The 13,641-nt window shown below is 62.8% G+C and carries 12 protein-coding genes and 2 pseudogenes; 2 read left to right on the top strand and 12 right to left on the bottom strand.

Annotated elements, in window-relative coordinates:
* The 11 genes and pseudogenes from EN993_RS20800 to rpsF all read right to left on the bottom strand — a co-directional run.
* A pseudogene (locus EN993_RS20800) lies at positions 1–332 on the bottom strand (DNA repair protein RadA); the annotation flags it as partial.
* Positions 333–389: 57 nt separating this feature from the next.
* Positions 390–1,880: a replicative DNA helicase gene (locus EN993_RS20795; RefSeq protein WP_109662809.1), complete on the bottom strand. Its 1,491-nt coding sequence runs from the start codon at positions 1,878–1,880 to the stop codon at positions 390–392.
* Between the two features lie 227 nt (positions 1,881–2,107).
* Complete coding sequence (locus EN993_RS20790; protein ID WP_127264678.1) at positions 2,108–3,337, bottom strand: RNA polymerase sigma factor; 1,230 nt, start codon at positions 3,335–3,337, stop codon at positions 2,108–2,110.
* Positions 3,334–3,699, bottom strand: a complete 366-nt coding sequence (locus EN993_RS20785) for a YciI family protein (protein WP_127264677.1) — start codon at positions 3,697–3,699, stop codon at positions 3,334–3,336. Before EN993_RS20785 ends, EN993_RS20790 begins: the two co-directional genes overlap by 4 nt.
* Positions 3,700–3,745: 46 nt before the next feature.
* The gene (locus EN993_RS20780) at positions 3,746–4,459 is read right to left on the bottom strand and encodes a DUF1428 domain-containing protein (protein WP_127264676.1); all 714 of its coding nucleotides are present in this window, start codon (positions 4,457–4,459) and stop codon (positions 3,746–3,748) included.
* Positions 4,460–4,600: 141 nt separating this feature from the next.
* Complete coding sequence (locus tag EN993_RS20775; protein ID WP_127264675.1) at positions 4,601–5,572, bottom strand: small ribosomal subunit Rsm22 family protein; 972 nt, start codon at positions 5,570–5,572, stop codon at positions 4,601–4,603.
* A gap of 1 nt (position 5,573) precedes the next feature.
* Positions 5,574–5,897, bottom strand: coding sequence for a YnfA family protein (locus EN993_RS20770; RefSeq protein ID WP_127264674.1), 324 nt, complete (start codon positions 5,895–5,897; stop codon positions 5,574–5,576).
* A 68-nt stretch (positions 5,898–5,965) separates the two neighbouring features.
* Positions 5,966–7,270: a cyclopropane-fatty-acyl-phospholipid synthase family protein gene (locus EN993_RS20765; RefSeq protein ID WP_109662822.1), complete on the bottom strand. Its 1,305-nt coding sequence runs from the start codon at positions 7,268–7,270 to the stop codon at positions 5,966–5,968.
* Positions 7,271–7,569: 299 nt separating this feature from the next.
* Entirely contained in the window at positions 7,570–8,154 is a 585-nt protein-coding gene (rplI, locus tag EN993_RS20760; protein ID WP_109663351.1) for a 50S ribosomal protein L9, read from the bottom strand.
* Between the two features lie 220 nt (positions 8,155–8,374).
* Entirely contained in the window at positions 8,375–8,623 is a 249-nt protein-coding gene (rpsR, locus tag EN993_RS20755) for a 30S ribosomal protein S18 (RefSeq protein ID WP_006203718.1), read from the bottom strand.
* Positions 8,623–9,123 (bottom strand): 30S ribosomal protein S6, encoded by a 501-nt coding sequence (gene rpsF / locus EN993_RS20750; protein WP_013532520.1) that lies wholly within the window; start codon positions 9,121–9,123, stop codon positions 8,623–8,625. Before rpsF ends, rpsR begins: the two co-directional genes overlap by 1 nt.
* A gap of 464 nt (positions 9,124–9,587) precedes the next feature.
* Here rpsF and EN993_RS20745 point away from each other — a divergent pair, with 464 nt between their 5' ends.
* Complete coding sequence (locus EN993_RS20745) at positions 9,588–11,234, top strand: pilus assembly protein (RefSeq protein ID WP_127264673.1); 1,647 nt, start codon at positions 9,588–9,590, stop codon at positions 11,232–11,234.
* 48 nt (positions 11,235–11,282) lie between these two features.
* On the opposite strand, the gene EN993_RS20740 is transcribed toward EN993_RS20745, so the two are convergent.
* A complete protein-coding gene (locus tag EN993_RS20740; RefSeq protein WP_206532397.1) occupies positions 11,283–13,247 on the bottom strand; it encodes an LTA synthase family protein in 1,965 nt (654 codons plus the stop codon).
* Positions 13,248–13,491: 244 nt separating this feature from the next.
* On the opposite strand from EN993_RS20740, the pseudogene EN993_RS37870 reads away from it, so the two are divergent.
* Positions 13,492–13,641, top strand: a pseudogene (locus EN993_RS37870) (ACP S-malonyltransferase); the annotation flags it as partial.

Raw genomic sequence — 13,641 nt, 5'->3', positions numbered from 1 at the left:
GCCTGGGTGAGCAGCGTTGATTTGCCGATGCCGGGATCGCCGCCGACCAGCAGCGCCGAGCCACGCACGAAACCACCGCCGGTGGCGCGATCGAGCTCGCCGATGCCCGAGATGATGCGCGGCGCGTCCTCGATGTCGCCGGACAGCGTGGTCAGCACCACCGCGCGGCCCTTGCGGGCGTTGCGCGTGTTGGCCGGACCCGAGCCGATGCCGCCCGACGTGCCTTCCTCGACCAGCGTGTTCCACTCGCCGCAGGCATCGCATTTGCCGGCCCAGCGCTGATGCACCGATCCGCAACTCTGGCAGATGAACTGAACACGCGACTTGGCCATCAGAGGGATGCCGCTTGAAAATGGCCTGGGCGAAGTGGGCTGGGGTAGGTCAAAAAGCTACTCGAACCTTTCCGGCAGGTGATGCTCCTCGGCAAGGTCGGAGAAGCGGGTGAACTCGCCCTGGAAGGCAAGGCTGACGGTGCCGGTCGGGCCATGGCGCTGCTTGGCTATGATCACTTCGGCCTTGCCCTGGACCTCGACCATCTTTGTTTCCCAGGCGAGGTGCTCCGGCGTGCCTCTCTCCGGCTCCTTGTTCTTGATGTAGTATTCCTCGCGATACACGAACAGCACCACGTCGGCGTCCTGCTCGATCGAGCCCGATTCGCGCAGGTCGGACAGTTGCGGATGCTTGTCGTCGCGGCTTTCGACCTGACGCGAGAGCTGTGAGAGGGCGATGATCGGCACGCCAAGCTCCTTGCCCAGCGCCTTCAATCCGGTGGTGATCTCGGTGATTTCCTGGACGCGGTTTTGCGACGCCTTGGCGGATGAACCCTGCATCAGCTGGATATAGTCGATGACCATCAAATCCAGCCCGCGCTGGCGCTTGAGGCGGCGCGCGCGCGCCGCAAGCTGGGCGATAGAAATACCGCCCGTCTGGTCAATATAGAGAGGGCGCTTGTGGTTCTCTTGCGTGTAGGCGACAAGCTTGCCGAAATCGGCTTCCGTCAGGTCGCCGCGCCTGATTTTCGAGGATGGAATCTCGGTCTGCTCGGAGATGATGCGGGTGGCCAACTGCTCCGACGACATTTCGAGCGAGAAGAAGCCGACGACGCCGCCATTGGCCGCCTTGACGGAGCCGTCGGCCTGCTGGGCAGGCTCATAGGCGGCCGCGATGTTGTAGGCGATGTTGGTGGCCAGCGACGTCTTGCCCATGCCCGGGCGGCCGGCGATGATGATCAAATCCGATGGCTGCAGGCCGCCCATGCGGTGGTCGAGATCGCGCAGGCCGGTGGCAATGCCGGACAGGTGGCCATCGCGCATATAGGCCGCGCTGGCCATGTCGACGGCGTTCTTCAATGCATCGGAAAAACTTTCGAAACCGCCATCGTAACGGCCGTTTTCGGCCAGCTCGAATAGCCGCCGCTCGGCATCCTCGATCTGCTCGCCGGGCGCCATGTCGACCGGCGCGTCATAGGCGATGTTGACCATGTCCTCGCCGACGGTGATCAGCGCCCGGCGCGTGGCGAGATCATAGATGGCGCGGCCATAATCGGTGGCGTTGACGACGGTCACGGCCTCGACCGCCAGCCGCACGACATATTGCGCCATCGTCATGTCGCCGACCTTCTCGTCGGCCGGCAGGAAGGTTTTCAGCGTGATCGGCGTCGCGACCTTGCCCATGCGGATGAACTCGGACGCCACCTCAAAGATCTTGCGGTGCAGCGGCTCATAGAAATGGCTGGCCTTGAGGAAGTCCGAGACGCGGTAGAAGGCATCGTTGTTGACGAGGATGGCGCCGAGCAGCGCCTGCTCGGCCTCGATATTGTTTGGCGCTTCACGATAAAGCGGTGTTTCCGCCACGCCGAATTTTCGCGCTGCTTCTGCCATGATGTCCCCGATTTCGATCCCGGCTTCTCGATATCAGAACGTGACAAGTCCATGCTGACTTATCTGCACCAGTGCCTGTCCAATGAGCTTTGATACCCGCGATTCACAGCCAAGATTTTTCAGTGGAAAGAATCACAATTGACTCGAATCGAAAGAACGAATGTAGCGCGTCTATAGGGAGAACAAAACAGGAAAACAAGCACTGGTTTCCTGTGCAGCCACTCCGTTCAAAGCTGATTGAGGCGCCCCTCGATGAACCGGCGTTCCGCCGGTTGCCGGGTCAGCTCAAGCGCCCGCCGGTAGGAGGTCTTTGCCGCGTCGGTCAAGCCAAGCCTGCGCTGCATGTCTGCCTGTGCGGCATAAGCCAGATGGTAGCCGTCCAGCCCGCCTTGTCCCATGACCGTCTCGATTGCCGCCAGTCCGGCCTGCGGGCCGTCGCGCATGCCTATGGCCGCGGCGCGGTTGAGTGCCACAACCGGCGAGGGGTCGATGCGGCCGAGCGCATCGTAGAGCGCGACGATCTGTGCCCAGTCGGTCTCAGTCGTGCCTGCCGCCTCGGCGTGGACGGAAGCAATCGCCGCTTGCAGGATGTAAGGTCCGATGCGGCGCGAGGCGATCGCCCGGCCGATCAGGCTGTCGGCCTCGGCGATCAGCGCACGGTCCCACAGGGCGCGTTCCTGGTCCTCCAGCAGCACGAGATCGCCGTTGACATCGACTCGCGTTGCGCGCCGCGCCTCGTGCAGCAGCATCAGGGCCAGCAGCCCTTGCACCTCCGGCTGGTCGAGCAGCTCGACCATCAGCCGGCCGAGCCGGATCGCCTCGGCGCACAGATCGGCCCGCGTCAGGTTTGGCCCCTCGGTTGCCGCGTACCCCTCGTTGAAGATCAGGTAGATCACCTGCAGCGCACTCTCGAGCCGCGCCGGCAGGTCGTCGCGATCGGGCACTTCGTAGGGAATCGCCTCGTCCCGGATCTTCGCCTTGGCCCGCACGATGCGTTGGGCGATGGTCGGTGCCGGCGTCAGATAGGCGCGGGCGATCTCTTCGGTGGTCAAACCACCCACTTCGCGCAGAGTCAGGGCAATGCGTGCATCCGGCGTCAGCACTGGGTGGCAGCAGACGAAAATGAGCCGCAATTCATCGTCCTGGATGTCTTCCGGCATGGCTGGTTCCGGCGTCGGCTCGGCCAAAGCCGTGAGCTCGGGCAGGGCCCCGGTCAGCCGCGCATCCCGGCGCCAGCGGTCGATGGTCCTGAAGCGCCCGGCCGAGACCAGCCAGGAATAGGGATTGGCCGGCACACCCTGGCGCGGCCATTGTTCGGCGGCAGCAGTGAAGGCCTCGTGCAAGGCCTCCTCCGCCGCGTCGAAACCGCCGAGCAGGCGGATCAACGTCGCCAGCACGCGCCGCGCCTCGGTGCGGTAGGCCGCCTCCAGGGCGTCGCGCGGGCCGGCGGTGCTCACAGGACCGGCGGCGGCTGGCTGAAGTCGACGACCGGGCGGACTTCGACGAAGCCGATCGTTGCCAGCGGATGGCCGCTCGCCACCCGCACCGCCTCGTTGAGATCACGGGCTTCGATGACGATGATGCCGCCCAGGATTTCCTTGGTCTCCATGAACGGACCGTCGACGGACGACATCTTGCCGTCGCGGACCTGCACGGTCATCGCCTCGTCCGGCAGCACCAGGGCCTCGGCGGTAACGAAATGGCCGCTCGCCTTGAGCACTTCGTCATATCCGGCGCACTCGGCCAGCACGGCATTGGCCTCCGGGCTGCCGCCGAACAGCGTCTTGGGGTGATAGTAGATGAGACAGGCGTAACGCATGGTGGGTCTCCTTTTCCAGGATTGTCGAAAACGAGGGTTCTTGGGATCAGGCATCGAGGATCGGTGCGAAGCCGCCATGGACCCGGCGCTGATTGTCGTAGGGCATGGTGTCGGCATACATGCGCGGATCGGCAATCACCTTTTTCCAGGCGTCGTCGCGCACCTGCTTCGACGGCCATTCGACCCAGGCATAGACGACAACCTCGTCGCCCGTCGCTTTCACGGCGCCACGGTAGTCGGTGACCTCGCCGTCGGGAACATCGTCGCCCCACGCTTCCACGACGCGGGTTGCGCCATGTTCCTTGATCACCGCGGCCTGCTTCGCCGCCACGGCAAGGTAGGCTTGCTTGTTGGCGGCCGGCACCGGCACCAGCGAGCCATCGATATAGCCGGTCTTGCCGGTCGTGTTCAGGTCGATGAACGGCGTGAAGCCGCCAATGATCATGCGCTTGCCGTCAAAGGGCATGGACGCGCCGATCTCCGCCATGCGCGGATCGCTTATCATCGTCTGATAGGCTGCGTCCGCCGCCGCCTTGTCCGCATATTCGTGCCACGAAAAGGTGATGACTTCATCCGGCTTTGCCTTCACGGCTCCCTTGAAGTCGGTGATCTTGCCGCCGGGCACGTCGTCGCCCCATCCTTCGACCATGCGGGTGGTGCCGAACTCCTTCAGCACCGATGCCGCCTTGGCGACATGCTTGCGATAGGCTTCCTTGTTGGCGGCGGGCACCGCGGCGACAAATCCTGCGATATAGCTCATTGCGTTTCTCCTGTTGGCTGATGCCGTTTGACACTCTTGGCGTCTCGAAAGGTCCGAGAACGCCAATGGTCGAACGGCACGGCCTGGATTCGACATTGCTCCGAAATTTTTCTTCGGCGCGGGCGCAAACGCCACGGCTGCCTATTCGGAAGCCAGCCTGTCGCCCCAGTCCAACCGCCGGGCCAGCTTGAAGTCGGCGCCGTCGCGCTTGGTGAACAAGCGCTCGGCGGCGGTGCCGTCTTCCCTGCAAAGCTTGAGCAGAACCTTGCCGGAACCGGATTTCGGCGGCGCAAGAACCCGTGCCTGGTGCGAAGTGGGCCGCTCTCGGGACGCTGCGACATAGATGAACTTCTCGTCTTCCCACGGCACGTCGGCGTCCTTGGCCAGCCTGTGCAGGCGCGAGCGGGCGACGCGTCGGGAAAAATGGCACCAGTCGGGCGGGGCGAGCGGGCAGGGCGCCTGATGCGGGCAAGGCGCAAGCACATGTGCGCCCGCCTCGATCAGCTGCCGGCGCACGGCAAGGATGCGCTGCCAGCCGGCGGGCGTTCCCGGCTCGACGATCAGCAGCGTGTCGCCAGTGAGTTGCCAGAGCCGGCCGATGAGCTTCGGCAGTGATGCAGGAATGATCTCGTCCAGCACATAGGCGCAAGTGACCAGATCGGCCGGCTCGATGTCGGCAAGGTCGATGGTGGCATCACCCGCCAGCCATCTGGTCCGGGCGGCAATTGCGTCGCCGGCAAGTGTCTCGCCGACCTTGCGTACCGCCGCGCTCGCTTCCAGCAGCACCGCCTGTTCGAGATCGGGCCACTGATCGGTCGTGGCCCAAAGCACCGTACCGGGGCCGGCGCCGACGTCGAGCAGGCTCCTGGGTTGAAAGCCGGGCTTTGCGTCGCTCAGCGCGTCGAGGCTGGCGCGGATCGCGGCATAGGTCGCCGGCAGCCGCGTCGCCAGATAGGCCTTCACCGCCAGATCCTCGGCCATGTGCAGACGGCCGTCGCGCAGCTCGGCGCGGTAGCGGTCGGACAACGTCTTTGCCGCTTGCTTGAGTACCGCCAGAGGAACGTTTTCGAGCAGGCGCTCGACACCTTGGCGAAGGGATGCCGGCAACTCCATCTTACGCGCCCCGCGGGGCGAGAAGCATCACCGAAGCGCCGGCAATGCAGAGCGCAGCACCGGCAAAATCCCAGCGGTCGGGGCGCACGCCCTCCACCAGCCCCAGCCAGCCAAGCGACGCCGCAATGTAGATGCCGCCATAGGCGGCGTAGGCGCGGCCGGCGGCTGACGTGCCGACCAGCGCCAGCAGAAAGCCGAACAGGGCAAGTGAGGCGAGGCCGGGAAGCAGCCACAGCGGCGACTTCCCCAGCCGCCACCAGGCCCAGAACGAGAAGCAGCCGGCGATCTCGGCCAGGGCGGCAGCGGCATAGAGGACGTAGGTCATGAAAAAGGTCCCGTGACGATCACGGGACCTTTTTCAGTGCGGGAGCCGGCAATGGCAAGCGGCAATGCTTATTCCTGGTCCGCAACCTTGCGGCGGCGCGCCGGCCTGGCGGCAGGGCTCTTTTTGACCGGTGCCGTTTCACGATGCCCCATGTCGCGCATCTCAAGCGCCTTCTCGCACTTGGCTATGTAGTCGCGCGACACCGGTAGCGTGTCGTTCTTCTTGGTGATCTGGATCTGGAAGATGACCAGGTCCTGCCAGCGGAAGGCGGCTTCCGAGGCAGCCAGGTAGAATTCCCACATGCGGCAGAAGCGCTCGTCATAGATCGCCTTGGCCTTGTCGCGGTTGGCCGCGAAGCGCTGGCCCCAGTGCTTCAGCGTATCGGCATAGTGGAGCCTGAGAATCTCGACGTCGGTGACGACCAGGCCCGACTTCTCGATAGCCGGCATGACTTCCGAGAGCGCAGGGATGTAGCCGCCCGGGAAGATGTATTTGCGGATGAAGGCGCTGGTCGCCCACGGTACGCCGGAACGGCCGATCGTGTGCAACAGCATGACGCCATCGGGCTTGAGCAGCGTCGCGCTCTTGTCGAAGAAGGTGCGGTAATGGTTGACGCCGACATGCTCGAACATGCCGACCGAGACGATGCGGTCGAAACGCTCGTTGAGTTCGCGGTAGTCCTTGAGCTCGAAATGCACGCGGCTTTCCAGCCCTTGCGCGTGCGCCCGGTCGGTAGCGACGCCATGTTGCTCGGTCGACAGCGTCACGCCCTGCACGTCGACGTCGAACGCCTTGGCGAGATAGAGGCCAAGCCCGCCCCAGCCGGAGCCGATGTCGAGCACCGTCTGGCCGGCCTTCAGCCGGAGCTTGGCGGCGATGTGGCGCTTCTTGGCGGCCTGCGCTTCGTCGAGCGTCATGTCCGGCTGCTCGAAATAGGCGCAGGAATACTGCATGTCCTCGTCGAGGAAGAGCCGGTAGAGATCCCCCGACAGGTCGTAGTGGCGCTGCACATTGCGGCGCGAGCGCGAGGCGGTGTTGATCTGCTGCAGGCGGCGGAAGGCGTGGCGCAGGCCTTCGATGGCCTTCGACCAGGTGGCGTCGATGCCGCCGCTGCCCATGTTCTGGAAGGCGATGCGCATGACGCCCAGCACGCCACCTTCGAGAATGTCGAGTTCGCCGTCCATGTAGGATTCAGGCACAGCCAGCATCGGATCGAAGGTGATGGCGCGCTCGGCATGCGCGGTCTTGATATGCATGTGCACCGGTTCGCCGCTGCCGTCGCCGAAAACCACTGTCGCGCCCTTGGGGCCGGTTACCTTGAGATTGCCGGTCCGCACCAGGCGGTCGAGAACGCGTTTCAACAGAATATTCATGACCAAATGTCCCCTCTCGGCCAGACAGGCTGTCTTGGCGCGTGACCCGAAAATCGGAATCGATTTTCATCGGGGATCTTGCGCCGAACCAAAGTTCCACAGCGTCATTTTGCGCGGCCAAAGGACGCGCGACGCTGTAGTCTGCAACAATATATAGGGGTTCGAAAAGTTCCATTTGGCATAAAAAAGCCCGGGCGCGAGGCCCGGGCGTTGGTCCAGTATTGCTGGATGTCGGCAAAGTGATCAGAGCAGCTCTAATCGTGATCGAAGCGCAGCTCCAATCGCCTTGCGACGTATGATCAGGCGTTGTCTTCGCCGCCCTCGAACTCGGTGTTCGGGTCGAAGAAGTTTTCCGGCCGGGCGTTGTCGTTGATGTCGTCGCCATAGATGGCTTCGGCGGTGGTCAGCGTCTCGCCCTTGGCCTGGCGTTCGGCTTCGTCGGCCGTGCGGGCGATGTTGAGCGTGATAGTGACTTCGACTTCCGGATGCAGCGCGATCGCCACATTGGTGACACCGATAGTCTTGATCGGCTGGTTGAGCAGGATCTGGTTGCGGTTGACCGAGAAACCTTCCGCCGTCAGCAGATCGGCGATGTCGCGGGTCGAAACGGAACCGTAAAGCTGCCCGGTTTCACCGGCGGAACGAACGGCGATGAAGCTCTTGCCGTCAAGCTTTTCGGCGACTTGGGCCGCTTCCGACTTGCGCTCGAGGTTGCGGGCTTCGAGCTGGGCCCGCTGGCCTTCGAACTTCTTCTTGTTGGCTTCGTTGGCGCGCAGAGCCTTGCCCTGCGGTAGCAGGAAGTTACGGGCAAAGCCGTCCTTGACCTTGACGGTATCGCCCATCTGGCCGAGGCGGGAAACGCGTTCGAGAAGAATGACTTCCATGGTTTTGTTCCTTTGGTTGGGCGCCAATCGATCGATGAGATCGACGCCGGATGTCTCTGGAACAGGTCAGGAAGCTTGAGCGCCTGGGGCGCTGGTGTCGCTGTCCTGCCTGTCGCGGCAGTTAGAGGTTTTGACCTCAACCCGGGATTTGAAGCTCAACCCTGCGGCGCCCGTCGCCGTGGGAGATGAGCGGGCGGCGAACCGCCCGCTCATAAAAGATCTAGCGAACCACGTAGGGCAGCAGGCCGAGGAAGCGGGCGCGCTTGATCGCCTTGGCGAGTTCGCGCTGCTTCTTCTGGCTGACGGCGGTGATGCGCGACGGCACGATCTTGCCACGCTCTGAAATGTAGCGCTGCAGCAGACGCACGTCCTTGTAGTCGATCTTGGGCGCGTTGGCGCCGGAGAACGGGCAGGTCTTGCGGCGGCGATGGAACGGGCGCCGGGTCGGGATCTGGTTGATGTCGACCATTATTCTGCACCCCCTTCAAAGCCTTCGCGCGGACGGCGCGGACCACGATCGGCACCAGCGTCGCCAAACGAGCGCGGCGGACGATCGCCACGGTCGCCACGATCACGGTCGCCGAACGAGCGCGGGCCACGATCGCCACGGTCGCGGTCGCCGAAGCCGCCGCGTTCCGAGCGCTCTTCGCGCTTCTGCATCATGGCCGACGGGCCTTCCTCATGCGCCTCGACCTTGATGGTCAGGAAACGCAGCACGTCTTCGGACAGGCCCATCTGGCGCTCCATCTCGTTGAGCGCGGCCGCGGGGCAATTCAGGTCCATCAGCGTGTAGTAAGCCTTCCGGTTCTTGTTGACCCGGTAGGTAAGGGACTTCAGTCCCCAGTTCTCGACCCGACCGACGGACCCGCCATTTGCGGAGATGACGCCCTTGTACTGTTCGACAAGCGCATCGACCTGCTGCTGCGAGAGGTCCTGCCGGGCAAGAAACACATGTTCGTATAGAGCCATAGTGGTTCAGTGCCTTTCTTCGTTTCTCTCCCGGTTCCCGGCGGCAAAAGCCTCTGCAACTTCTCTGACCCGCTGGTCCCGAAGGGCGGGGAAGAAAGGAGCATTTCGAGACGGTCGAGAGCGGAGACACGGGAGGCGGAAGCACTTCTGGCATCACACGAAGGTTTTCGAAAAAAACCTCCGGCCCTCCGTTCAGCCCCCAGCAAGGACCGGCAGATTGCGGGCGTCTATATAGCAATCCAGCCGCAACGCAAGGGCGGGCGGCGTCCTCTGTGTCGCATGCGGCGGAAAAATCAAGCAGCAACAACGGCCCAGGCTTTGAGGTTTCCGGCAACTGCGCCTTAACCACACTGTTAGGTTGTGCGCAGTTGAACCCCCGCCGTCAACGGTCGATTCATCATAGGAGGCGCAGAAGCCGTATAGCCCGCGCACAAAAAGCGCGGCAAGCATTTGCGGGGGTAAGGATGCTTTTCGACAAATTCTGGCGCTCAACGAGCGGCAATTTCACGCTCGTGCTGGGACTGGGCTTGCCGGTCATCCTGACGGCTGTCGGTTTCGCAACCGATGTCTCCACCCTCATGCGGGCCAAGAGCAATCTGCAGAATGCCCTCGATGGGGCAAACCTTGCCTCCTCGCATCTTGGCGATCTCGACATCACCCGCAATGATGCCTTCAACCGCTATTTCCAGGCCAATATCGTCGGGCACGGTGAACTCGGCAATGCGCAGGCGACGTTGACCGTCGACAAGGGCATCAATTTCGTCAAGACAAAGGCGACTGCCTCCGCTGACGTCAGTCTTAACTTCGCCTTTCTGTTCGGCGACAGCAAGCACATCGTGGTCGATGCCTCCGCCGTCGAATCGAACAACCAGCTCGAAGTCGTGCTGGTGCTCGACAACACCGGCTCCATGGCCGGCGCGCGCATGACGGCGCTGAGGACAGCGACCAAATCATTGCTCGACACGCTCGAATCGACAAAGTCGCCGACGCGCCAGATCCGTGCCTCGCTGGTTCCATTCGTTACGGCCGTCAACGTCGACGGTGACGAATTCGACCCGTCCTGGATCGATATGGACGGCAAGTCGTCCACCAACGGCATCAATTTCCCGGTCATCGATGGTAAGCGTCCCAATCACATGGCGCTTTTCAAGCAGCTCAAGCAGACCGGATGGACAGAGCCCGGATGGAACGGTACCGGGTGGAAAGGTTGTGTCGAGGCGCGACCGGGCACCTACAACATTTCCGACACCCCGCCAGATCCCGCCAAGCCCGACACGCTGTTCGTTCCGTATTTTGCGCCGGACGATCCGCAAGTTGCCCAGATGCCGTCTGCCTCCTATGGCAATTCGGATAAATACTACAACAATTCCTATCTCGACGACGGCTACGACAAGACCAAGCTCGATAAGCAGAAAGGCAACGCTCTCGGCATCGATGTCAGTGATCTTGTCGGCGATTTGGTGACGCCCGGCAAGCCTGCCAAGGAAAAGATCGCCAAATATATCGCGCCCGTCAACGAGCTCATCACCGAGACGGGCACCCGCATCACAGTCGGCCCGAACCGCGCTTGCCCCACACCCGTCGTCCCGCTGACCGACGATTTCGACAAGCTGCGTAAGGCAGCAGGCGAGATGACCGAGTGGAACGGTTCAGGCACCAATGTCTCCGAGGGCCTATCGTGGGGGATGCGGGTGCTTTCGCCCGCCGCGCCCTATACCGATGGCGCGCCTTGGAAGACGCCGGGCATCAGCAAGATCGTGCTGTTGCTCACCGATGGCGAGAACGTCGTCTATGGCGCCAGCGAACAGCCGACGAAATCCGACTACACACCTTATGGCTATCTGGCTGGTGGCCGCTTCGGATCGGACAACCAGACGACCGCGGCGCGCAATGTCGACGGCTGGACCAAAAGCGTTTGTACGCAGTTAAAGGACGAGGGGGTGCAAATCTACACCATGGTGCTGCAGTCCGACACCGCCGCCAACCGCGCGCTTTACAGCGCCTGCGCTTCAGACCCGAGCGACTATTATGCCGTCAACGATCCTACCAAACTGCCGAACGTGTTCCTGCAGATCGCCAACAAGTTCACGAAGCTGCAATTGACGAATTGAACGCTCGACCCGAGAGAGACCGGCCGGCTCCTCACGGGATCGATCGGTTCAACTCGTATGGGCGGCGACAACCTTGTCGACCGTTTCGGGGAAGAAGTCTGGCGCTGCGTGGCGTTTGCCGAACATCATGTCGTACTGCAACAGGCGGAAATCGCGGATCGCCGGGTCGATCTCTTTCTGCCGCGCCCAATCGGGCGTGGCCTCGCCAGCCGGCGTCAGCAACAGGTTGCGGTCGACGACGCGGTAACGTTCGCTCATCTGGCCCAGAAATCCGGTGTAATAGGGATGGCTGATGCCGGCCGTCTTCAGGATATGATAGGGCAGGAAGGCCGGGCTGACGGCGCCCATGTCTTCAGCCGGCCCGGTGCGGTTCGACCAGATGACCAGCGGCGTCTCGTGGTGTTCGAGGGCGGCCTCGGGCGACGCTTCCTTGCGCGGCGCGACATTGTCCTTCAGGAAGCCGGTTTCGACATAGACCGGCCCCAGCGGCGGCAGATGGTCGCCGAAGAAGGCGATCACCGTGGGGCGGGAGCGTTTCTTCGCCCATTCGACCAGGCGTTCGAGACCGCGATCGGCATCGGCTGAGCCCTCGGCGTAGCTCAGCAGCGATTCGCGCGCCCACTGGCTGATCGGCGCCTGCACCGTATGGGTGGGATTGTAATAGCGGTTCGGCTCGTAGGGACCGTGGTTTTGCAGGCTGACCGCAAAGAAGAACACCGGTTCGTCGCTGGCGTCGGCCTCGCTGATGATCTCGTCGGTCATCGCCGCATCCGATGCCAGCGGCCCGCGCTTCTGCATCGGCGGCAGCGTTTCTTCCGACTTGAAATCGTTGAAGCCGAAATCGGCGTAGACCGCGCCACGGTTCCAGAACCAATTGGTGCCGGGATGGATGGCGCGCGCGCGGTAACCCTGGCTCTTGAGGAAGGTTGCGAGCGAAGGCGTCGGCGTGCGCACATATTGCTGATAGGGGATGCTGCCGGCCGGCAGGAATGCGTTGGAAAAGCCGGTCAGCGCCTCGAACTCGATGTTAGCGGTCATGCCGCCGAATTCCGGCGAGAACATCGAGCCCGAGCGCAGCGCCCGCACATTGGGGATCGGATCGGGCGTGATGGTGACGCCGGGCAGCTTGGTCGGATCCCAGAAGGACTCGCTCATGACGATGATGATGTCGGGCTTCTCGGCCGGCACCGAGGCGGTCACATCAGTCCTGCTGATCGCCGCGATTGCCTTGTCGGAATAGCCTGATGGCGCCGAGACATGCGCCATCGGCACGTTGAGGGCAAAGGCCAGCGCAAAGCCGTTGGAGGCATAATTTTCCTTCTGGTCCCACATGATCGGTATGATCTGCAGCCTGTCCCTGGTCCAGGAGAAGGTGGCATAGTCCATGATCGAAACGAAGAAAGCGAGCAGCGGCACGGCCAGCGTCAGCCGGGCAAGGCGTCCCTTGCGGCTGAGCACCGGAACCTTGCGGCGCCACAGCCGCCAGCCATAGACGAGCAGCGACAGGCCGGCGACGATGCCGACGACCATGGCAAGCGCGGTCATCGGCCGGTCGCGCACCAGGAGCGGCAGCAGCGCGAAAATCTGGCGGGCATAGAGGAAATCGGTCGGATAGAGCGGATCGCCGAGATAGTGCGACTTCTGGTGACCGACGAAGGCAAGCGACAAGGTCAGCGGCGCGACGATCATCAGGCTCTGGTGGCTGCGGCCGAGCACCGCATCGAGGCCGATCAGGATCAGCGCAAACACGACAATGGTGGTCCAGCCAGGCTTGAGCGGCTGCAGGAAGAAGGAGACGGTGCCAGCAAAGTCGCCGCGCACGATCAGTTCGATGGCAAACACCAGCATGGCAGCGATCGCCAGGCTGATCAGCCCATAGCGCACGACCGGCCATCTCCTGCCCGGCAGATAGCCGGTGGAAGGGTCGTCTTCCAAGAACTGTGGCGCGGCCTTGCCTGCGCGTTTGTAACTCTTTGCCACCTTAACTTCCCCACCCAGCGACAAACACGTCACTCGATTGTCATAGAATTGTCACGCAAAGCTAGCGCCTGTAGCGAAAATAAGAAGAGCCAGCAAACGAATCGTGAGCGGTTTTCATCAGGAGTGATCGCCAAAAAGCCTTTCGGAACAGGCACTCGGCAGACGAAGCCGCCGCCGGGCGGGGTCGAACTGGGCTTGACTTGGCGACCTGCCTTGCGTCACAGGCAAGAAAAACTCGTCTATCAGATAAGCAAAACCAGCCCTTGGGAGTCCTCGCATGGCCGTTGCATTCACCTTTCCTGGACAAGGCAGCCAGGCAGTCGGCATGGGCAAAGATCTCGCCGACGCCTTTCCCGAGGCGCGCAGGATCTTCCAGGAAGTCGACGACGCGCTCGGCGAAAACCTGTCGAAGCTGATCTGGGAAGGG

This window comes from Mesorhizobium sp. M7D.F.Ca.US.004.01.2.1 (assembly GCF_003997785.1).
GTDB lineage: Bacteria > Pseudomonadota > Alphaproteobacteria > Rhizobiales > Rhizobiaceae > Mesorhizobium > Mesorhizobium loti.
The sequence above is the reverse complement of the archived record's forward strand: the minus strand, read 5'-3'. Positions and strand labels throughout refer to the sequence as shown.